Source organism: Pseudoalteromonas sp. MB41, from assembly GCF_020966275.1.
Taxonomy (GTDB): domain Bacteria; phylum Pseudomonadota; class Gammaproteobacteria; order Enterobacterales; family Alteromonadaceae; genus Pseudoalteromonas; species Pseudoalteromonas lipolytica.
Map to the genome: position 1 here is coordinate 418,498 of NZ_JAJJZF010000001.1, position 21,215 is coordinate 439,712.

A 21,215-nucleotide genomic window follows, 5' to 3' on the forward strand; every position below is an offset into this window, starting at 1 on the left:
GCCAATTGGCGGGTTTTTTAATACTTTCAACAAAGGCCTAAATTATAGGTCGCCTTCGTTTTCAGAAAGGAATTTAGCAACACCTTCAGGGCTTGCATCCATACCTTTTTTACCTTCAGTCCAACCTGCTGGACATACTTCACCGTGCTCGCTGTGGAACGCTAGTGCGTCAACCATGCGAAGCATTTCATCAATGTTACGGCCTAATGGTAAATCGTTAACTACTTGGTGACGTACTGTACCTTCTTCGTCGATTAGGAAAGAACCACGGAAAGCAACACCTGCTTCTGGGTGCTCAACGTCGTACGCTTGACAGATTTCGTGCTTAACGTCTGCAACTAGTGCATATTTAACTTGACCAATACCGCCGTCAGCAACAGCAGTGTTACGCCATGCGTTGTGTGAGAATTGTGAATCGATAGAAACACCGATTACTTCAACGCCACGCTTTTGGAACTCTTCAAAACGCTTGTCGAAAGCGATTAACTCTGAAGGACATACGAAAGTGAAGTCTAACGGGTAAAAGAAGATAACTGCTTTTTTACCTTTGATAGTGTCTTTTAGGTTGAAGTTTTCAACGATTTCACCGTTACCAAGAACAGCTGCTGCAGTAAAGTCTGGTGCCTGACGGCCAACTAATACACCCATTTTTATCTCCAAATATTTGAGTTTATTTCCAATTGCCTACGCAATACTCACATATATATGGTTCCGAAAAAACAAAAACCAAGAGTAAGTATCGATATTTAGCAAGATAGTTTAAAGAGGTTACAGGCAAATGAACAATCGAAAAAAGCGATATATGCAATCGGAAAAATTGATATAAAAAGATATGCGCTATGCCTATCGAATTACCTTATGATGCAGGGTGATTATGAACCCACCTTATTGTTAAATAAATACAAAAAACCCAGCTTAAAGCTGGGTTCTCAAATATAAAAAGGCGCATAACTAAGGGCTGTTAGTCCATGATATCTTCTGGCATATCACCACGGATCTGCTGCCAGATTTCACCCGTTTGATGGCCGTATTTACGCATAAGCGAAATAGCCCCGTCGTGTTCATGACGCTCAGCAAGCGAGGTTAAATCTTTATAAAATTGGCGAGCAAGCTCACGTGTACGCGAATCAGAGAAGTAATGGCAACCGATTTTTGAGTAAAAACCTTTAAAGCCATTTAAGATAAGTACATAGATTCTGTTGTTACCTGCGACAGCAAGTTCATGATGCACTTTGTAATCGTAGTCTGCAAATGCTTGCGCGCTGTCTTCAAGCCGCTCACTTTGCGATAAAATTTCGATCACGCGTTCAGGAGCTAATTTTATTGCAGCACGAGTGTAAATGGCACTAATGTTAGTGCGAGCCGATAGAAGTTGATCGGTAAGCTCTGGCATTTTGTCTTCATCTAGTCGTGCTAACGTCTCTAGAATGTTAAGGCCTGAGGTTTCCCAGAAATTATTAACGCGAGTTGGTTTACCATGTTGAATCGTTAACCAGCCATCACGCGCCAAACGCTGTAGCACTTCACGCAAAGTGGTACGAGTAACACCTATTAACTCTGACAACTCTCGTTCTGCTGGAAGAATTGAGCCAGACGGAAAGTCACCATTCCAAATAGATTCAACAATGTATTCTTCAGCAAAACCTGCTGGACTTTTCGCTTTAAAAATTCTCATTCAATTTCCACTTGGGTTAGCACATACTTCTATCGCACAAAGCGATCAACCCACTGATTGTACCAGATGCTCTGTAACTAACAAGTAAAGTCCATCCAGTGTACATAAAAATCTAAATATAATAACGAAATAATTAGCCTAGTATTAATAAACCACACTTAAGTTAATAATTAACAATCGTTATCGTACTTTAGCTATACTAAAATTACACTAACAGCATATTTACTGTTAACGCTAAGTGAATTAACTTATTAGCGTTATCATCCCATCTAATAAGGTACTGCAATGCAGCAACGAGTTCTGCCGGCAATCTTTAAAAACTTTTTAGGGAATTCGCCACAATGGTATAAATACACCATTCTTGCTTTTTTATTGTTAAATCCGATTTTATTTCAATTAAACCCTTATATTGCTGGCTGGGTGCTGGTACTAGAGTTTATTTTTACCCTTGCTATGGCATTAAAATGCTATCCGCTTCAACCCGGTGGACTTCTGGCGATAGAAGCGATGTTTATTGGAATGACTTCAGCGGGTCAGGTTGAACATGAAATAGTTCAAAATGTGGATGTCATCTTACTGTTGATCTTTATGGTTGCGGGCATTTACTTTATGAAAGATCTGTTACTGTATATTTTCACTAAGTTAGTTGTCTCAGTTCGCAGTAAAACAGTGCTGTCGCTGTCTTTTACACTTGCTGCTGCATTCTTATCTGCATTTCTTGATGCCCTGACTGTCATGGCGGTTGTTATTGCCGTTGCAATGGGTTTTTACAGCATTTACCACAAAGTTGCTTCGGGGAAAGACTCCAGCAGTGAACATGATATAAACGACGATAATCAAGTGCGTCCTGTCAATCGTCAAGAATTGGAAGAATTTCGGGCATTTTTACGCAATTTGTTGATGCATGCTTCAATAGGCACTGCATTAGGGGGCGTATGCACCATGGTTGGTGAACCGCAAAATTTAATTATTGCAGAACGTGCTGGCTGGTTTTTCGGAGAGTTTTTCTTTCGCATGCTCCCCATCACCTTGCCTGTAATGATTGCAGGTGTAGCGACAACTATTCTACTCGAAAAAACGAAGACATTTGGTTACGGTGCTAAATTGCCAGTTCCTATTCACACCATATTATCTGAGCATGCTAAAAAGCTTGAGAAAAAACGAACAACGCGTGACAAAGTCAATTTGGCTATTCAAGCAGTAATAGCGGTGTGGCTCATCATTGGACTTGCTTTACACTTAGCAACCGTCGGGTTAATTGGTTTATCGGTGATTATTTTTGCCACTGCCAGTGCAGGGATCATTGAAGAGCACCAGTTAGGAAAAGCATTTGAAGAAGCACTCCCCTTTACCGCTCTGCTGTGTGTATTCTTTTCAATTGTTGCAGTAATAATCGACCAACATTTGTTTACGCCGGTTATCAGTTGGGTGCTGACATTTGAAGGGCAGTTACAATTGGTGATGTTCTTTATTGCGAATGGATTACTTTCTATGGTGAGCGATAATGTTTTTGTTGGTACAGTTTATATTAATGAAGTCGCTGCCGCGTTAGAGGCGGGGCAAATCAGTCGTGATCAATTTGATTTGTTAGCCGTTGCAATTAATACAGGGACTAACTTGCCTAGTGTGGCGACACCAAATGGTCAAGCTGCATTTTTATTTTTACTCACCTCGACACTCGCCCCCGTGCTCAGGCTTTCTTACGGACGAATGGTCTTTATGGCACTGCCTTATACAATCGTATTGACTGTAGTAGGTTTAAGTATGACGTTATTTAGTTTGTCTGATATGACTGAATTACTCTATCAATGGGGACTTATTCAACACCATTCGGGTGGATTACCTGGCTCATTAGGCGGTCACTAATAAGCAGTGTATAGCGAGCAGCAAACAATGTGCTCGCTTTTACTTAAGCGACAGTGTTAATCAAGCACTTTAGCATCATTCGCTTTATTCAATAAGCTACGACTTTGTGTCAAGAAATGTGCCGTTGCATCTGAAAAATACGCTTTAGCTTCTGCAAAGGCATCTATAAGAGCGGCTTTATCACCCGCTTTTAATTTTTCTAATGTTTGCGCAAACGTATCTTGGTAGTTAGCCAATAAGGCTTCGACATCATCAAATTGCGCAAGCATAATATCAGAGTAAAGCTCTGGCGACTGCGCAAATAAACGACCAACCATCATGAGTTCTAGCTGATAAATGGGTGATGAACAACTTCTCAGTTCTGCGAGTGTATGACTTTGTTTTGCTAAAAACTGACCATAAACAAAAGTCGTTAAGTGGCGCATGACCTGGATAATTTGCATTGCTTCATCATGCTTTTTAGCATCCATTTCCACTACCTGACAGCCCCACACTTGTAATTGTGCCAATAATCCTTGCGCAACTTCATGATTACGTCCTTCACATACCACAACAGTCTGCTTTACCCAATGAGATATATCGGGGCCAAACATTGGGTGTAAGCCAACAACAGGGCCTGAATGAGCTGCCATTAATGCTTTTAATGGCTTTTGCTTCACCGAGGTTATATCAACCAATAAACACTCATCATCAAGCGTTGGTAATGCTGCTACTACCTGTTCTAACGCATTGATTGGCACACTCACTAACACCAACTTTGCGCCTGCTAAAATAGCTTCACTATCAGCCTGCTGTTGTTTATCTAAAATACGGACTTCATACCCAGAACGAATAAATTGTTGGGCAAATAATTGCCCCATAGCCCCTTGACCACCCACAATGACAATCGGAGATAGCTGAGGAGCAGAACAGGCCAAGCTCCCTTGCTGATTTTGATACGCTTCTCGCATCATACGACGCAGGATATCTTCAACAAGCTCAGGGTTAACGCCTTGACTCATTGCCTCTTGGCGACGAGCTGCCAGCAAATCGGCTTCACGGTCAGGCGCATGTAATGGCGCCCCTGTTTGCTGCTTAATAGCCCCTATTTGCTCTGTAATACCATTACGCTTTGCTAATAACGCGACTAATTGCGCGTCACATTCATCGATCCCTGCTCTTAATTCTGCTAGCTTATCCACTGTTACCACACCTCAAACCCAAAACGTAAACTAAAATATACAAAAAAGTAAACCTTTTAATACGAAATATAGTACCAGCATAAGCAGCAAAGTACAAAGTCCTTGGGGCTAATCACACGGGGGAAATACGCCAGTTCAAATATTGCTGTACGGGAATTATTGAAAGAGGTGTGAAAAGTAAAATAAGAAGAAGCCAGCTAATTTCAATCCACAATAATGCTTCATCATTTTGAGGGATTAAACCTCTCGCTACCTGCGTTAAAAATGTCTGATTTATGACTGCATGGATGCAGAAGGTAGAGCAATGCAGGAGCTATTGCCGAGAATGACTAAATAACGACATTTTTGCCTTGTTATCAATGACGTTTTATCGCTTCAAAACTGCTCTCTTAATTAAGCGAATTAATACAATAGAAAAATTGTTCCCTTAAAACCAAAACGGGTTGCAACCCGAAGGCTGCAACCCGTTTTTTTTTGCGTTGATAAACAGCGCGTATTAGTTAAGTTTTTCTCTAATACGTGCAGATTTACCAGAACGCTCACGTAGATAGTAAAGCTTCGCACGGCGAACTGCACCGCGACGCTTAACTGTTACGCTGTCGATAAGAGGGCTGTGCGTTTGGAATACACGCTCAACACCTTCACCGCTCGAGATTTTACGAACTGTGAAAGCTGAGTGAAGACCACGATTACGCTTAGCGATTACAACACCTTCAAAGGCCTGTAGACGCTCTTTGTTACCTTCTTTTACACGTACCTGTACAACTACTGTATCACCAGCGCCGAATGCTGGTACGTCTGTTTTAAGCTGCTCTTCTTCAAGCGCTTTAATAATATTTTGGTTTACTTTTGCCATTATATTTCTCACTTTCCTAGGTGTAACTGTCTTCTAGCCACAAGCTTGTTGGTACTCTTGCTTGAATTCTGCAAGAAGTGCCGCTTGCTCCTCAGTCAGAGCTAGGTTATGCAACAAGTCAGGACGACGTAACCAAGTTCTACCTAATGACTGCTTTAAGCGCCATTTAGCAATTTCTTGGTGGTTTCCGCTGAGCAATACAGCAGGCACCTGTTTATCATCCAATGTTTCTGGCCGTGTATAGTGAGGACAATCAAGCAATCCATCCGAAAATGAATCTTGCTCTGCTGACTGATTGTGACCTAGTACACCAGGCACTAATCGCGCAACAGCGTCAATTAATGTCATAGCGGGTAGTTCACCACCACTCAGAATAAAATCACCTATTGACCATTCTTCGTCAACATATGACTCTATGATTCGCTCATCTATACCTTCATAGCGACCGGCAATCAAAATCAGTTTATCGGAGTTGGCTAATTCAGCCGCACCTTGCTGATCTAATTTGCGCCCTTGCGGGGACATATAAATTACTTTTGCACCATCGCCTGCCGCTTTTTTAGCGTCAAGGATGGCTTGTTTCAATGGTTCAACCATCATCAACATGCCGGGACCGCCCCCATAAGGACGATCATCCACGGTTCTATGCTTATCAGTAGCGTAGTCACGTGGATTCCAGCAGTTAAAGTCAATTAAACCATTTTTAACTGCGCGACCTGTTACCCCTTGAGTGGTAATAGCATCAAACATGTCCGGGAAAAGGCTTATCACCCCTACCCATAACGAACTCGTTTGTGACATTAAAACCCTGGGTCCCAGTCTACGGTAATTTCTCTTGCTTCGTGTTTAACTTCTTTAATAACAGAGTCTGTTAAAAAAGGAATTAAACGCTCAGCTTGGCCAAATGCATCTTTTTTGTTTGCTTTCACAACCAAAACATCATTTGAACCTGTCTCCATTAGGTCATCAACCGTGCCTAAGTCGTAACCCTTATCGGTTACAACAGACATGCCAATGAGATCTCGCCAATAGAATTCACCTTGCGGTAATTCTGGTAGTTGCGCCGCGTCAACAGAGATTTCAACATTGGTGAAAGCCATTGCTTGGTCTCGATCGTTTACTTGCGCAACTTTAGCGATAAAGCCTTTGTTGTGGCGACGCCAGTCGACCACCTCTAAGGTCTGCCATTTACCTTGTTGCCCTATCAACCATGGGCTGAAATCGAAGATCCCTTCGGGATCATCAGTAAATGAATGCACCTTAAGCCAGCCCTTTATACCATAGGGGGCGCCGAGCTTTCCTACAACAATTATCGAGGTGTTCTCTTGACTCATGGTTACACTTACGCCTATTAAGCCGCTTTACGAGCGTCTTTAACTAATTTAGCTACGCGATCTGAAAGAGATGCGCCTTGACCTACCCAGTGTTCAACACGAGATAAATCTAAACGTACTTTTTCTTCCTGACCAGAAGCGATTGGGTTAAAGAAACCTACTTTCTCGATGAAGCGACCGTCACGCGAGAAACGGCTATCCGCAACCACAATTTGATAGAAAGGGCGTTTTTTAGCGCCACCACGTTGCAAACGAATAGTTACCATACCGTCCTCTAAATAGATTGACTGTTTTCATTAATAAGATTTACTCCCCAGTACGGGGAGCTGGGGAATTGTACGAGTTTTTTGCAACATTGCAAGTAAGAAGTGATGCAAAATGTAAGTTTAGTTGATTAAACACTGATCTGTGCGTTAGATCTTACATCTGCGCCTAAATTCGGCATAATTTATCCATTAAAAAAGGAGCTATTTGCTCCTTTTTTATACGTAACGGACTTTTTGAAAATTAAAACTTAGGTCCGCCACCCATCATACCTGGTGGTAACATCCCTTTCATGCCGCGCATCATTTTCATCATGCCGCCTTTACCTTTCATTTTCTTCATCATCTTTTGCATCTGCGTAAATTGCTTAAGCAATTTATTGATTTCTTGTACTTGAGTACCAGAACCCGCTGCAATACGTTTTTTACGTGAGCCTTTAATGATTTCAGGACGGGCGCGTTCTTTTGGCGTCATTGAGTTAATAATCGCCTCCATTTGCACAAATGTTTTATCACCCATTTGCCCTTTTACTGCATCGGGTAAATTTTGCATACCTGGCAATTTATCAAGCATCGACATCATACCGCCCATGTTTTTCATTTGGCGCAGCTGCTCAGCAAAATCATCAAGTGTAAAGCCATCGCCTTTAAATACTTTTTCAGCAACTTTGGCGGCTTTCTCCTTGTCGACTTTCATTTCGACTTCTTCGATCAATGAAAGTACATCACCCATGCCTAGAATACGCGACGCTATACGGTCAGGATGGAATGGTTCAAGAGCATCGGTGCGCTCACCCACACCCATGAACTTAATCGGCTTACCGGTGATATGGCGAATAGATAAAGCAGCACCACCACGGGCATCACCATCAGTTTTCGTTAGAATCACACCACTGAGTGGTAATGCTTCATCAAACGCTTTTGCTGTATTTGCAGCATCTTGACCTGTCATTGCGTCAACAACAAATAAGGTCTCAATAGGATTAATCGCACTGTGTAGTGCCTTGATTTCATCCATCATGTCGCTGTCAACGTGCAAACGGCCCGCTGTATCAACTAAAACAACGTCAATAAACTTTTTCTTCGCGTGGGCAATCGCATTACTGGCAATATCAACAGGCTTTTGCGAAATATCACTTGGGAAAAACTCAACCCCTACTTCAGTAGCTAGGGTTTCAAGCTGTTTGATTGCCGCAGGACGATATACGTCAGCACTCACCACAAGCACAGATTTCTTTTTGCGTTCTTTTAAGAACTTAGCAAGTTTACCCACACTGGTCGTTTTACCGGCACCTTGTAAACCCGCCATCATCACAACTGCTGGCGGCTGCGCATTCAGGCTTAGCTCTTCATTTGCTTCGCCCATGGCTTTTTCAAGCTCTTCACGAACGATTTTAATGAACACTTGGCCCGGGCTTAAGCTTTTAGTTACTTCAACGCCAACTGCGCGTTCTTTAACTTGCTTAACAAAATCACGAACAACGGGTAACGCAACATCCGCTTCCAAAAATGCCATGCGGACTTCACGTAATGTATCTTTAATATTGTCTTCAGTTAAGCGTCCGCGGCCACTGATATTTTTTAAGGTTTTACCTAAGCGTTCTTGGAGATTCTCAAACATGTAAAGGTTCCGATAAAACGTGTTTCACCTGTAAAGCGCGCAAAAAACACAATTTAAGTTGCAATACAGGCAATATTAAATTTCAATTCCTAGCAGTATACCGTAAATGGTGGTCGACAATACAGTGTTCAAGTGCGCTGTTTGAGTTTCTTTTTACAAACTCTATGCTTTTGCCTTGCTATAAAATACAATGGCATCAATGAGACAAGGATTTATTGATATAAATTAAGTGGCCAAAACACGATGATTATTAGTTTAACTATTATTGCTAGTTTGTTTTATGTGTTAGCAACGTCGCATGTGCTTTCACGCCTTTTTCACAAACAAGGCCCAAGCCAAAAGCTCACGGTGATTTTAAGCACCGTAGCAATCCTTGCACATATGTTATTACTGGTGAATTCTGTTTTTCGAGCAGACGGCCAAGATTTAAGCATTGTTAATGTGGCACTTTTAACCTGCTGGGTCATTGTGGTGTCTGTCACGGCGGTGTCGCTTAAGTTTCCTGCAACGTTGCTATTGCCTGTTGTTTATGGCTTTGCAGCTATTTTAACGCTTGCTAGCCTATTTATACCGCATCATGTGATTATTCATACCATTGATGTAGAACTAGGCTTGGTGACACATATCTCGCTATCTTTGCTAGCTTATTGCGTACTTATTATCGCGACTTTATACGCTATACAATTTTACTTTATTGATAAACGCTTAAAGCGTAAAGATTTGGCCATTGTGCACAGCCATTTACCCCCGCTAATGGTGGTCGAGCGTCAGCTCTACCAACTATTAACTTTAGGCACTATTTTACTCACCTTCGCACTTCTGTCTGGTTTTATATTCTTAGACGGTATGTTTGCCAGTGAGTTTATCCATAAAACGGTTTTATCATTGATTGCGTGGCTTATTTTCACGGTTGTTACGGTTGGTCACTTACGCCAAGGTTGGCGAGGAAAACCCGTGGTATTTTCGATCATGATAGCTGCATTTATCCTATCACTTGCTTATTTTGGCAGCCGTTTCATTCAAGAAGTGATACTAAATAAGTTTTAACTTGACTCAGCAAGCTCTCTCTAGCTTAATATGCATTGGTTTATAAAAAAAGGATCCATCGTTGGACGACATATCGACTAGTACCCTGTTTATCGTATTGGGATTATTGATACTTATTTCTGCTTATTTTTCGGGTTCTGAAACCGGAATTATGTCAATTAACCGTATTCGTTTACGCCATCTTGCGAAAGAAAACCATCGCGCAGCGAAACGCGTCAGTAAACTCTTAAGTCGCCCAGACAGACTTATTGGTCTGATCTTGATTGGTAACAACCTAGTTAATATCGCTGCAGCACAGGTTGCGACGATTATTGGTATTCGCTTATACGGTGATGTTGGCTTGGCTATTGCGACAGGTGCTCTGACTTTAGTGGTGTTAATTTTTGCTGAAGTTACACCAAAAACGCTCGCGGCTCTCTACCCTGAAAAAGTCGCGTTTCCTAGCTCTATCGTGCTTAAAGGCTTGCTTAAAATACTCTTCCCGTTCGTTGTAATGGTAAACTGGCTGACCAATGGTATGTTACGTTTATTTGGTATTACGACCGCGCAAATCGAAGAGCACAGCTTAAGTAAAGAAGAATTAAAAACCGTGGTTAATGAATCGGGTGCCTTATTGCCTGCACGTCACCAAAGCATGCTGACGTCTATCTTAGATTTAGAGCAAGTGACCGTCGAAGACATCATGATCCCACGCAACGAAATTGTCGCCATTGATATTAATGACGATTGGAAACTAATCAGTCGCCAACTAACACATGCACAGCATACTCGCGTATTACTTTATCGCGACCAAATTGATGATGCGGTTGGTTTTATTCACTCACGTGATGCACTTCGTCTATTGACGAAAGAGCAGTTTGATAAACCATCATTACTGCGTGCGGTCCGCGAGATTTACTTTATCCCTGAAGGTACCTCGCTGAACACACAGCTTTTGAAATTCCAACAATCAAAAGAACGAATTGGTTTAGTGGTTGATGAATACGGTGATATTCAAGGCCTTGTAACTCTTGAAGACATTCTTGAAGAAGTGGTAGGTGATTTCACCACAACGCAAACACGTACTCCAAGTGAAGAAGTGACAACTCAAGATGATGGCACAGTGCTTGTTGATGGTGGTGCAAACATCCGTGATCTAAATAAAGAGATGGGGTGGGAATTACCTATCGATGGCCCTAAAACCTTGAGTGGCTTAATTGTTGAATACCTTGAAGATATCCCAGATTCGAATTTAAGCCTACGAATAGCAGGCTACCCAATAGAAGTATTGGAAGTGAAAGAGAATATGGTAAAACTGGTGAAAGTTATTCCCAGTAAACGAACTGAATAACAGATAAGGAGTAGCTTGCTACTCCTTTTTTTATAGCTTATTTCATAATTCTACCCCGAAGTTTCCTATTTCATACCTATAAACACACATTAAGCAGCTAATTCGTCTACTATGGCTTGCATATTTTAACGTCTCGTTACATGGAGCAAAAATGGACGAAATATCGATCGAAAAAGTATATAACCAAGCAATTGAGCTACTCATGACGTATGGACCAAAGTTTATTTTAGCGATTTTGGTGCTTGTTATTGGTTGGTGGCTAATTGGCAGAATTGCCAAGATGACCGAAAAATCAATGTATAAAGTAAAGTTTGAAGCAGGCCTGACACACTTTCTAGTGTCGTTTATTTCTGTCATTCTGAAGATACTATTACTTATTTCTGTCGCCTCAATGATTGGCATAGAAACCACCTCATTCATCGCAATGCTCGGTGCTGCAGGTTTAGCTGTGGGTATGGCATTGCAAGGCAGTCTGGCTAATTTTGCAGGTGGTGTGCTGATCTTATTCTTTAAACCTTTTAAAGTGGGCGATGTTATTGAAGCACAAGGTTACATGGGGAAAGTCGTTGAAATTCAGATTTTCGTCACTATTTTGCTTACCTACGATAATGAAAAAATAATCATTCCGAATGGGGCCCTGTCAAACGGCTGCGTGAAGAATAAGTTTGCGGAAGCCACTCGCCGTGTCGACATTGAATTTGGTATTAGCTATGGCGATGACGTTCATAAAGCCCGTGAAGTACTACTGAGTGTCCTTAATGACTACGAATTAGTGCTTAAAGACCAAGAAGCGAAGAAACCTGTTGTGCATGTTAGTCAACATGGTGACAGCCACATTGGTATGCTCGTTTGGGCATGGGTTGATTCTGATAACTATTGGCCTGTGTATTTTGGCCTCTATGAAAAAGTGAAAATTGCTTTCGATGCAGCAGATATCACTATCCCATTCCCGCAGCGCGATGTGCATATTCACCAGTTTCCTGGCAAGTAATCACATGCACAAGTGTACCTAACAGTAACAGAATGGGTACTCTTTGTAGTGCAATTGAATGCAATAAAAAAGCCCGTAGTTGCGTAATGCAGATCAGTTAAGGAAAAACCAATAAAATAAAGGGTTACAGCGATGATTTATAAAAATCTTACTGAAGCCCTTTTGCTATATGGTCTTTAGCTAATTTTGTCCCCACCTGCTTTAAGCAGCTTTAACTGAATAATATTCACATATTTATTCAAAAAACTGCTTAACTGACTGGCATTACGTAGTTGCGGGCTTTTTATATTTTTGTACCTGTTTAACCAAATAAGCGCTCAAACCAGTTTTTATCAAGCTCATCTTCACACTGTTTAAGCTGAGCACCATACCGGCTCGCACGGTGTTTTACTTTATTAGCTACACTCATTAACCACTTTTTGCTTTTGTAGGTACCGCGCTTATACCCGCCCCACCCTTCGTGGTAATTTAGGTATTGTGCGTAAGCATCCCACTTTGATACACCATTCACTTTATGTGTTTTATAAACAAACCAAGCCATAAAATCGATGGCATCATCAAAGTCATCTCTGTCAGCGCCACTGTTGCCGGTTTCACGAATATAGTCTGACCACGTTGGTGTTTTTGCTTGCGAGTAACCATAGGCAGAGCTTGCTCGGCCGATAGGAATAATCCATAAAAAGTATTCCATCGGTGGAGCGGCATCATGACGGAATGAACTTTCTTGATACATCATGCTCATCAGCACATGTTTTGGCGAGCCCCACTTTTCTTGTGCATCACGTGCATCATAATACCAATCAGGTTTTTCTTCGAAAATCTTACAAATATCATGCGGTTGCTCTGGTGGAGCCGTGGCACAACCCGCCATAGAAGCGACCAGCGATAAAATAATTAAATTTTTTTTCATTTTTTTAATATCTCGCTGAACTTTTTCTTATTGAGTCAGTCTGACTTTATGAATGCAGCAGTATAGCATTGTTTCATCCCTGAAGAATCTTTGACGCAGCCAACCTAGGCTGCGTTTTTTTATGCCTAAAAGCCGCTAAGCTTTAGCAAAGTAATCATCTAAAAAGGCCGTAAAAGATAGCGTATCTGCTGCTTTTACTTCACGCTCTTTTGCAATCGAATTGACGGCTTGTTCCCTTAAAAAAGCCGGATCGTAATACTGATAATCCGCAGCTAAATGATTTTCTTTATATTGCTGTGCAAGTGCTAAAGCAAACTGGCCGTTATCTTGGTTTTCTTTTGCAAGTGTTGCAACATAACGCCCTGAAAACGTTTTACTTGACTCAATTACCCAACTCGACAGCTCATGAATTGTTTCGCTGTAATAACTTACGCCATACGCACTGTCCATATAACGCGCAACAGGGATTAGACTCTCAAAAATAGTCGATGCCCAATCAACCAAGCTAACTGCTTCACCTTGTTTTGTTAATTGTAATTCAGGGTTGCGCCCTTCATTAACTACCGCATCAAGGTTCTGCGTGCTTAACTGTTGCTCTTGCCAATCCATTGTTGGAGATTCGCTTAAAAGACAATACGTTAAAAAGACATCGAGGAAACGGATTTGCTGTAAATCGATCCCTGTTTCACTGAATGGATTTACATCAAGTGCACGCACTTCTATGTACTCAATGCCCCCTCGTAATAGGGCATCTGTCGGTGTTTCGCCTGATGTAGCATTACGTTTTGGTCGAATTGGCGAGTAAAACTCATTTTCTATCTGTAAGATATTTTTATTAAGCTGCTTTGGTTCAGCACGGGTGTAGTCGTCAATATGACCGTAGATATCTGAAGGCGTATGAATGGCAGCTTTCAAACCTGCTACGTACTCCTCAAGCGAGTTATACATCACTCGCAACGATGATTGAGCGCTGTTTGTGTAACCTAAATTACCTAATCGCAGTGCGGTGCCAACCTCAAGGTACAATGTGCCTTTGCCCAACTTTTTAAATGGCAGATCAGTTTTTCGCCCTTGTAAAAATGAGCTACATAATGCAGGTGACGCACCAAATAAGTAACTTATTAACCAAAGCTCACGCTTAAAGTTTCGAATAAGCCCCAGATAACCATCTGAAATAAAGGTGCTAAGTGGTTGCTCACTGGCACTCAACACGTGCAAGCTCTGCCATAACTCATCAGGAAAAGAGATATTAAAATGCACACCAGCAATAGCTTGCATCATGCTGCCATACCGATTCTTTAACCCTTCTCGGTACAACGTTTTCATGCGCCCTATGTTTGAGTCACCAAACTGAGCCAACACAATGTCATCTTGATTATCAATAAAGCATGGCATGCTGATAGGCCATAGCAGCTCATCATCCATCTGTGACAAGGTAAACTTTTGCAAATCTTTAAGCTGCGCTAATGTTTGCTCAGCCGATGTGCTAACAGGCGTAATGAATTCTAATAAAGACTCAGAAAAATCAGTGGTGATATGGTCATTGGTTAAGGCGCTTCCCACTCCTTGTGGGTGACCCTGTTTTGAGATAACACCATTTGGTTTAATCCTTAATGCTTCTCGCTCGATGCCACGTTTAATCCCATTTATTGCGTGTGGAAAATGTGCTGTTAACGCTTCTAGCGTTTTATTTAAATTATGTTTTATCAAAAATGCTTCCTCGAGCCGCGTGGCTTTAATCCTAAGTGTATGGGGGCAAAAAATAAATACTCAAGAGTAAATAGTTGTTTGATTTTATGCTCCGTCACTCATAGCTCATCTTGCCATTGTGAATACTATTATACAATTGGTTTGAGGGCACTTCATTGATGCTAAATTGCTTCATCACCCCCATCAGCAAGACCGATTATTTTTGACATTCATTTCATGCAATACAAAAGGGTTAGTTTAAGCATAATTTATCAGACAAGTTATTGTTTTAGATCAAGGGATGAATAAAATTTCTAAAACTTTAGCAGTAATCAGCTTGTCCCCTCTTCCCTTACATTTTTCTGAGATTATAATCCGCACACCGTAATAAAGTATATTTCAAGGACTCATATGCGTCGTGGGCAAGAAATCATTAATCAAGAAGTGACATACTCTGAACAACAGGAGCTTGTCTCGACAACCGATTTACGCGGGGTAATTACCTACGTAAACACAGAATTTTGTAACATAGCGGGCTATACCGAAGATGAGCTATTAGGTAAAAACCATAACATAGTGCGCCACCCAGATATGCCTAAAGCCGCATTTAAAGAAATGTGGGAAAAGCTTAAACAAGGCCACTCTTGGCGAGGCATGGTAAAAAACCGCTGTAAAGATGGACGTTATTATTGGGTTGATGCCTTTGTCACACCCATTTACGAACATGGACAATTAGTCGGCTATCAATCAGTGCGTACAAAACCCTCTGAACACTTGAAAACACGCGCTACGGCTTTGTATCAAAAGATTAATGATGGCAAATCAATCGCCTCGTTTCGCGAAAATGTGTCACTAAGGCAAATAGTGTCTTTGATTATTATTCTTGCGGGGGTTATTGCACTTGGTTTTACCACATCGTTGATGACTGTATTAGCGACACTTGCCATTATTTTACTGCTTGCTGCGCTTAATTATGATGAGTTAATAGTGACTCCTTCAGCACTTAAATCACAGCGTGCAGAGTTTGATTCTGTGTCACGCTATGTGTATTGCGGTGCACACCCATTTAGTATTGCGCAATATAACCAGCAGATGCTATTTGCAAAATTACGAACAGTGCTGGGTCGCGTTAAAGACTCGACCTACTCCTTTAAGAATATCGCTACAAACTTAGATACGCAGTCATCGCTTACTGAGCAGGGTATAGCGGCACAAGGTCAGCGTTTAGGTGATATTGCGACTGCAATGACACAAATGAGCGCAACCATTGGTGAAATATCAGCAAATACGCACCATACAGCTGAAAAAGTAAATGATACATACCAAAGCTGTACAGATATCAAACTGCATATTGAAGACAATAGCGCAATGGTATCAGACCTTGCTAACCAAGTTGAACAAGCAGCAACAACCGCTAATTCATTAGCCAGTGAAGCCGATAAAATCGGCCAAGTGATGACTGAAATTGAAGGTATAGCTGAGCAAACAAACTTACTTGCCTTAAACGCCGCAATTGAAGCTGCCCGTGCAGGTGATCATGGTCGAGGTTTTGCTGTCGTTGCCGATGAAGTGCGTGCACTTTCTTCACGAACACAGAACGCCACTGCGCAAATTCATAGTTCAATTAAAGAAATTCAAGATACATTATTTAGTTGGTCTAAAGTAATGCAGTCAACTAAGCAACAAGCTGATAGTTGTGTTGAAACAACCACACATACTCAAGCTGAGCTTGCGAGTATATTCGCACAGATAAATGAAATATCTGGTTTGGCGACCGAAATCTCTACCGCAGCCGAAGAGCAACAAGTTGTCAGTGCAGATATACGCGAAAACGTTGAAAGTATTAAAGGACACAGCGAAGAGAACTTAAAGCTCAGCTATAACGTAGCTAAAGATGCCGCAGGCCTCGTTGAGGGGTCGCGCAAAGTAAACGATATGCTATTAACGTTTAAAGTTTAGTGTTTCTTAAATAAGCGATTTATTTAAATTGTTTAATCAAACACAAAAGCCGCATCATTTGATGCGGCTTCTTTATTTGCCGATATTAACGGGTTGAAAAAACCAACCCATTTTCATCTGCATCAATATGGATAATAGCACCAGGTAGGTATTCACCTCCAAGCAAGCGCTGCGCTAGCGGGTTTTCTATGGTGTGCTGAATTGCACGTTTTAACGGTCGTGCACCATAGACAGGATCAAAACCACTTTGTGCTATACGGTCAAGGGCAGCATCAGTTACCTCCAGAAGATAGCCTTTTTCGGTTAAGCGTTCACGCAGTTTACCTAACTGAATATCGGCAATTTCTTTAATATGATCATTCGCAAGTGGATGGAATACCACCGTTTCATCAATCCGGTTTATAAACTCGGGTCTAAATTGGCTTACCAACACGCCCATCACTTTCTCTTTTAGCGTTGCATAGTCGTTCGAACCAGCTTGCTCTTGGATGATGTCTGATCCTAAGTTTGAGGTCATAATGATCACCGTATTTTTAAAATCAACGGTACGACCCTGTCCATCAGTTAAGCGGCCATCATCAAGCACTTGTAAAAGTATATTGAACACGTCGGGGTGCGCTTTTTCTACTTCATCAAGCAAAATAACAGAGTATGGACGACGACGAACAGCTTCTGTTAAATAGCCACCTTCTTCATATCCAACGTAACCCGGCGGTGCTCCCACTAAGCGTGCCACTGAGTGTTTCTCCATAAACTCAGACATATCAATACGCACCATGGCATCTTCAGTGTCAAACATAAAACTTGCAAGCGCTTTAGTAAGCTCTGTTTTACCTACCCCTGTTGGGCCTAAGAATAAAAAAGAACCTATTGGGCGGTTTGGATCAGCAAGCCCTGCACGTGACCGACGAATTGCATTCGCTACAGCAACCACGGCTTCATCTTGGCCAATGACTTTGTGATGAAGTTGATCTTCCATTTGCAGTAGTTTTTCTCGCTCGCCTTGCAGCATTTTAGAGACGGGTATACCTGTCCAGCGCGATAAAATTTCTGCAATTTCATCTTCACCAACTTGGTTTTTAAGTAAGCTCATTTCTTGCATTTCTGCTTGCGATGCAAGATCTAACTTGCGTTCAAGTTCAGGAATACGGCCATACTGTAATTCAGACATCCGTTGTAAATCACTTGCTCGGCGCGCGACTTCTAAGTCTAAACGAGCTTGTTCAAGCTCCGCTTTAATCACTTGTGTGCCTTGCAAAGAAGCTTTTTCGGCATTCCATACTTCATCAAGCTCACGATACTGCACTTCAAGTTCAGCTATTAGCTCTTGCATTTCAGTACGACGCTTTTGACTTGCTTCATCTTTTTCTTTGGCAAGTGCATTATCTTCGAGTTTTAACTGAATAATACGACGCTCAAGTTTATCAAGTGACTCTGGTTTAGAGTCAATTTGTAAACGAATTGACGAGCCCGCTTCATCAATCAAATCAATCGCTTTATCGGGTAACTGACGATCGCTAATGTAACGGTGCGATAGCTGCGCCGCTGCAACAATTGCCGGATCGGTAATATCAACAGAGTGATGTAGCTCGTAACGCTCTTTTAAACCACGAAGAATCGCGATAGTGTCTTCTACCGATGGCTCTGCTACGAATACCTTTTGAAAGCGACGTTCAAGTGCTGCATCTTTTTCAATGTATTGGCGATACTCGTCAAGCGTTGTGGCTCCCACACAGTGAAGCTCACCACGTGCAAGAGCAGGTTTTAACATGTTCCCTGCATCCATCGCACCATCAGTTTTACCTGCACCAACCATGGTATGAATTTCATCAATAAAGAGGATTACTTGGCCCTCTTCTTTGGCTAATTCATTTAAAACTGATTTTAAACGCTCTTCAAACTCACCACGGTACTTAGCACCCGCAACTAATGCCCCTAAATCAAGCGACAACACGCGTTTGCTCTTGAGCCCTTCGGGTACCTCACCATTAATAATACGTTGTGCTAAGCCTTCAGCAATGGCTGTTTTACCCACGCCTGGCTCACCAATTAACACGGGGTTGTTCTTCGTACGACGTTGTAAAACCTGAATGGTACGGCGTATTTCGTCATCGCGGCCAATCACAGGATCAAGCTTACCTTGCTCGGCACGCTCAGTAAGGTCGATGGTGAATTTTTTTAATGCCTGACGGGTTTCTTCCGCATTCGGGTCATCCACTTTTTGACCGCCACGAATAGCCTCTATGGCCGCTTCAATTTTTGTTGAAGTAATATTGAGCGCTTTAAATATATCTCCAAGCGGGCCTTTATCATCGCACGCAGCAAGTACAAAAAGTTCACTCGATATATATTTATCTTTACGCTTTTGAGCATATTTATCACATAAGTTAATTAACGAAACCATATTATTCGATAGCTGTACGTCGCCACCAACGCCTTCTACTTTAAAAAGCTTTTCGATTTCTTGTGATAATTTTGTATTTAACTCGTCTGCACTCACACCAGCTTGCGCAAGGAGTGCACGAACACTAGAGCCACTTTGCTGAAGTAATGAATACATTAAGTGCACGGGCTCAATAAATTGATGATCGCGCCCAAGTGCTAATGACTGCGCATCTGAAAGCGCAGATTGAAATTTACTTGTAAATCTATCTAAACGCATGAAGGTTTACCTATTAAAAAAACTAATTGCTTAATTAATGGGTATGATATGTAGTTTGTTCAAGTAAGAGATGAAAATTTAATCACTAAAAAGTGCGATTATTTGCGCCAGATCAAGCTTGCCATTCGCCCTGTTTGACCATCTCGTCGATACGAAAAAAATAATGATGGCTGTGAGTAGGTGCAATACTCTGCGCCATAAATACCCACAACACCAAGCTGAGTGAGTTGCTGCTTGGCAAGTAAATAAATATCCGCTAAGTATTTTTCACCTTGGGCAGTAAATGCATGCTGATGAATCTGGTTTTGATCGCAAAAACAATCTTTAACATCCTGCCCGACTTCAAACTGCAAAGCCCCGATAGCAGGACCAAACCAGGCAATGATGTCAGCAGGCTCAGCCTTAAACTTACTCAGTGTATTGGCAAGAATTCCCTTCGCTAATCCGCGCCACCCACCATGAACCGCAGCAACTTCATCCCCTGACGTTGAACACAATAGCACGGGTAAACAATCGGCCGTCATGATGGCAAGCGGTTGCTGCTTTAGGCGAGTATAAAGTGCATCAGCGCTACTTACTGAATGAATATCAACGCGTTCATCAACCACCACCACATCCGCACTATGTACTTGATTTAACCACACAGCTGGGCTTGGCAATTGCCTCGTTAAAGCAGTGCGATTTGCCTGCACAGCTTGCTCATCATCACCAACATGAAACCCCACATTAAAGCTATTAAACGGTGCCTTAGATACCCCGTTTTCACGAGTTGTACTGAGGGCCCCAATAGTGTCAGGGGCAGTCCATGTTGGCGTAATCATAATGTTTAATACTCAATATTTGGATTGGCTTTCGTATCAGCTCGCAATGCTTCTGTCATAGCGGCCATATCGTCTGGAATAGGCGCCTGCCAAGTCATTAACTCACCTGTGATAGGGTGCGCAATTGACAATTTAACCGCATGCAATGCCTGACGTTTAAAGTCTCTCAGCATTTGAAATAGCTCTGGCGTTGCGCCTTTCGGTGGACGTGGGCGCCCGCCATATAACTGATCACCAACCAGTGGATGGTTTAAATACGCCATGTGCACACGAATTTGGTGAGTACGGCCAGTTTCTAGGCGTAAACGTAAGCGTGTGTGAGCACGAAACTTTTCAGCAACACGGTAATGAGTCACCGCAGGTTTGCCCATTTCATGAACAGCCATGTGAGTACGTTTTGTTGCATGACGGCCAATTGGCTTTTCAATCATACCGCCTGCCGTCATAGTGCCATTACAAATTGCTTCATATTCACGTGTGAAGTTTTCACGCTTTTGCAGTGCAGACACTAAGTGCGTTTGCGCAGGAATTGTTTTTGCTACCACCATTAAACCTGTGGTGTCTTTATCAAGACGGTGCACGATACCTGCACGCGGCACGTTAATTATATCGGGGTAATGATGAAGCAAGGCATTCAATACTGTACCGTCTGGATTACCAGCCCCTGGGTGTACCACTAATCCCATCGGTTTATTGATTACTAATATATCATCGTCTTCATAAACGATGTTTAATTTGATATTTTGTGCCTCGTACTCGCGCGGTGCTTCAATGGTTGTTTCAACACTGACCAGTTCACCACCGAGTAATTTTTCACGCGGGGTGTTTAATATTTCACCATTCACGGTGATTTTATCATCTAAAATCCACGTTTTTATACGTGAACGAGAATAATCAGGGAACAATTGCGCCAATACTTGGTCTAGACGTTTACCGCCAAGGTCAATTGGAACCTCGGCTTGGAGAGAAATTTGCTCTGACATTAGTAACTTTACCCAATTTACCAGTGC

Annotated in this window: 18 protein-coding genes; 5 read left to right on the forward strand and 13 right to left on the reverse strand. The window is 42.0% G+C overall.

Going from position 1 to position 21,215, the window contains the following annotated elements; genetic code table 11:
- Positions 1-42: 42 nt before the first annotated feature.
- On the reverse strand, positions 43-648 hold the full coding sequence (locus LPA49_RS02035; RefSeq protein WP_036967121.1) for a peroxiredoxin C: 606 nt from the start codon (positions 646-648) through the stop codon (positions 43-45).
- Between the two features lie 313 nt (positions 649-961).
- Complete coding sequence (fadR, locus tag LPA49_RS02040; RefSeq protein ID WP_230235380.1) at positions 962-1,675, reverse strand: fatty acid metabolism transcriptional regulator FadR; 714 nt, start codon at positions 1,673-1,675, stop codon at positions 962-964.
- Between the two features lie 285 nt (positions 1,676-1,960).
- Between fadR and nhaB the strand changes: the two genes are divergently transcribed.
- Positions 1,961-3,541, forward strand: a complete 1,581-nt coding sequence (gene nhaB / locus LPA49_RS02045) for a sodium/proton antiporter NhaB (protein WP_036967117.1) — start codon at positions 1,961-1,963, stop codon at positions 3,539-3,541.
- A gap of 56 nt (positions 3,542-3,597) precedes the next feature.
- On the opposite strand, the gene tyrA is transcribed toward nhaB, so the two are convergent.
- From tyrA to ffh, 6 genes are all read right to left on the reverse strand, one after another.
- Positions 3,598-4,722, reverse strand: coding sequence for a bifunctional chorismate mutase/prephenate dehydrogenase (gene tyrA, locus LPA49_RS02050; RefSeq protein ID WP_036967115.1), 1,125 nt, complete (start codon positions 4,720-4,722; stop codon positions 3,598-3,600).
- A gap of 496 nt (positions 4,723-5,218) precedes the next feature.
- Entirely contained in the window at positions 5,219-5,578 is a 360-nt protein-coding gene (gene rplS, locus LPA49_RS02055) for a 50S ribosomal protein L19 (protein ID WP_004587324.1), read from the reverse strand.
- 33 nt (positions 5,579-5,611) lie between these two features.
- Positions 5,612-6,379 (reverse strand): tRNA (guanosine(37)-N1)-methyltransferase TrmD, encoded by a 768-nt coding sequence (gene trmD / locus LPA49_RS02060; protein WP_036967113.1) that lies wholly within the window; start codon positions 6,377-6,379, stop codon positions 5,612-5,614.
- Entirely contained in the window at positions 6,379-6,912 is a 534-nt protein-coding gene (rimM, locus tag LPA49_RS02065) for a ribosome maturation factor RimM (protein WP_036967112.1), read from the reverse strand. The genes trmD and rimM overlap by 1 nt, the downstream gene beginning before the upstream one ends.
- A 17-nt stretch (positions 6,913-6,929) precedes the next feature.
- Positions 6,930-7,178: a 30S ribosomal protein S16 gene (gene rpsP / locus LPA49_RS02070; protein ID WP_036967110.1), complete on the reverse strand. Its 249-nt coding sequence runs from the start codon at positions 7,176-7,178 to the stop codon at positions 6,930-6,932.
- Positions 7,179-7,419: 241 nt separating this feature from the next.
- A complete protein-coding gene (ffh, locus tag LPA49_RS02075; RefSeq protein ID WP_036967108.1) occupies positions 7,420-8,796 on the reverse strand; it encodes a signal recognition particle protein in 1,377 nt (458 codons plus the stop codon).
- Positions 8,797-9,039: 243 nt separating this feature from the next.
- Between ffh and LPA49_RS02080 the strand changes: the two genes are divergently transcribed.
- From LPA49_RS02080 to LPA49_RS02090, 3 genes are all read left to right on the forward strand, one after another.
- Positions 9,040-9,843 (forward strand): inner membrane protein YpjD, encoded by an 804-nt coding sequence (locus LPA49_RS02080; RefSeq protein WP_065978555.1) that lies wholly within the window; start codon positions 9,040-9,042, stop codon positions 9,841-9,843.
- A gap of 61 nt (positions 9,844-9,904) precedes the next feature.
- Entirely contained in the window at positions 9,905-11,173 is a 1,269-nt protein-coding gene (locus LPA49_RS02085; RefSeq protein ID WP_141687232.1) for an HlyC/CorC family transporter, read from the forward strand.
- 151 nt (positions 11,174-11,324) lie between these two features.
- Positions 11,325-12,164, forward strand: coding sequence for a mechanosensitive ion channel family protein (locus tag LPA49_RS02090; protein WP_065978556.1), 840 nt, complete (start codon positions 11,325-11,327; stop codon positions 12,162-12,164).
- Positions 12,165-12,465: 301 nt separating this feature from the next.
- Here LPA49_RS02090 and LPA49_RS02095 read toward each other — a convergent pair whose 3' ends face one another.
- On the reverse strand, positions 12,466-13,074 hold the full coding sequence (locus LPA49_RS02095) for a transglycosylase SLT domain-containing protein (protein ID WP_036967095.1): 609 nt from the start codon (positions 13,072-13,074) through the stop codon (positions 12,466-12,468).
- A gap of 135 nt (positions 13,075-13,209) precedes the next feature.
- Positions 13,210-14,784, reverse strand: coding sequence for a glutamate--cysteine ligase (gshA, locus tag LPA49_RS02100; protein WP_180310972.1), 1,575 nt, complete (start codon positions 14,782-14,784; stop codon positions 13,210-13,212).
- Between the two features lie 390 nt (positions 14,785-15,174).
- Here gshA and LPA49_RS02105 point away from each other — a divergent pair, with 390 nt between their 5' ends.
- Positions 15,175-16,722 carry a PAS domain-containing methyl-accepting chemotaxis protein gene (locus LPA49_RS02105; protein WP_036967088.1) on the forward strand — a complete coding sequence of 516 codons (1,548 nt, stop codon included), beginning with the start codon at positions 15,175-15,177 and terminating at the stop codon, positions 16,720-16,722.
- 85 nt (positions 16,723-16,807) lie between these two features.
- Here LPA49_RS02105 and clpB read toward each other — a convergent pair whose 3' ends face one another.
- The 3 genes from clpB to rluD form a co-directional block, all read right to left on the reverse strand.
- Positions 16,808-19,384, reverse strand: coding sequence for an ATP-dependent chaperone ClpB (gene clpB / locus LPA49_RS02110; RefSeq protein ID WP_065978558.1), 2,577 nt, complete (start codon positions 19,382-19,384; stop codon positions 16,808-16,810).
- A gap of 98 nt (positions 19,385-19,482) precedes the next feature.
- On the reverse strand, positions 19,483-20,205 hold the full coding sequence (pgeF, locus tag LPA49_RS02115) for a peptidoglycan editing factor PgeF (RefSeq protein WP_180310976.1): 723 nt from the start codon (positions 20,203-20,205) through the stop codon (positions 19,483-19,485).
- Between the two features lie 5 nt (positions 20,206-20,210).
- Entirely contained in the window at positions 20,211-21,188 is a 978-nt protein-coding gene (gene rluD, locus LPA49_RS02120; RefSeq protein ID WP_036967080.1) for a 23S rRNA pseudouridine(1911/1915/1917) synthase RluD, read from the reverse strand.
- Positions 21,189-21,215 lie beyond the last annotated feature (27 nt).

What these genes read in the sequence shown, in the direction of transcription:
- LPA49_RS02035 (WP_036967121.1), bottom strand. Translation starts at nt 648, where the DNA reads ATGGGTGTATTAGTTGGCCGTCAGGCACCAGACTTTACTGCAGCAGCT.
- fadR (WP_230235380.1), bottom strand. Translation starts at nt 1,675, where the DNA reads ATGAGAATTTTTAAAGCGAAAAGTCCAGCAGGTTTTGCTGAAGAATAC.
- nhaB (WP_036967117.1), top strand. Translation starts at nt 1,961, where the DNA reads ATGCAGCAACGAGTTCTGCCGGCAATCTTTAAAAACTTTTTAGGGAAT.
- rplS (WP_004587324.1), bottom strand. Translation starts at nt 5,578, where the DNA reads ATGGCAAAAGTAAACCAAAATATTATTAAAGCGCTTGAAGAAGAGCAG.
- trmD (WP_036967113.1), bottom strand. Translation starts at nt 6,379, where the DNA reads ATGTCACAAACGAGTTCGTTATGGGTAGGGGTGATAAGCCTTTTCCCG.
- rimM (WP_036967112.1), bottom strand. Translation starts at nt 6,912, where the DNA reads ATGAGTCAAGAGAACACCTCGATAATTGTTGTAGGAAAGCTCGGCGCC.
- rpsP (WP_036967110.1), bottom strand. Translation starts at nt 7,178, where the DNA reads ATGGTAACTATTCGTTTGCAACGTGGTGGCGCTAAAAAACGCCCTTTC.
- ffh (WP_036967108.1), bottom strand. Translation starts at nt 8,796, where the DNA reads ATGTTTGAGAATCTCCAAGAACGCTTAGGTAAAACCTTAAAAAATATC.
- LPA49_RS02080 (WP_065978555.1), top strand. Translation starts at nt 9,040, where the DNA reads ATGATTATTAGTTTAACTATTATTGCTAGTTTGTTTTATGTGTTAGCA.
- LPA49_RS02090 (WP_065978556.1), top strand. Translation starts at nt 11,325, where the DNA reads ATGGACGAAATATCGATCGAAAAAGTATATAACCAAGCAATTGAGCTA.
- LPA49_RS02095 (WP_036967095.1), bottom strand. Translation starts at nt 13,074, where the DNA reads ATGAAAAAAAATTTAATTATTTTATCGCTGGTCGCTTCTATGGCGGGT.
- LPA49_RS02105 (WP_036967088.1), top strand. Translation starts at nt 15,175, where the DNA reads ATGCGTCGTGGGCAAGAAATCATTAATCAAGAAGTGACATACTCTGAA.
- clpB (WP_065978558.1), bottom strand. Translation starts at nt 19,384, where the DNA reads ATGCGTTTAGATAGATTTACAAGTAAATTTCAATCTGCGCTTTCAGAT.
- pgeF (WP_180310976.1), bottom strand. Translation starts at nt 20,205, where the DNA reads ATGATTACGCCAACATGGACTGCCCCTGACACTATTGGGGCCCTCAGT.
- rluD (WP_036967080.1), bottom strand. Translation starts at nt 21,188, where the DNA reads ATGTCAGAGCAAATTTCTCTCCAAGCCGAGGTTCCAATTGACCTTGGC.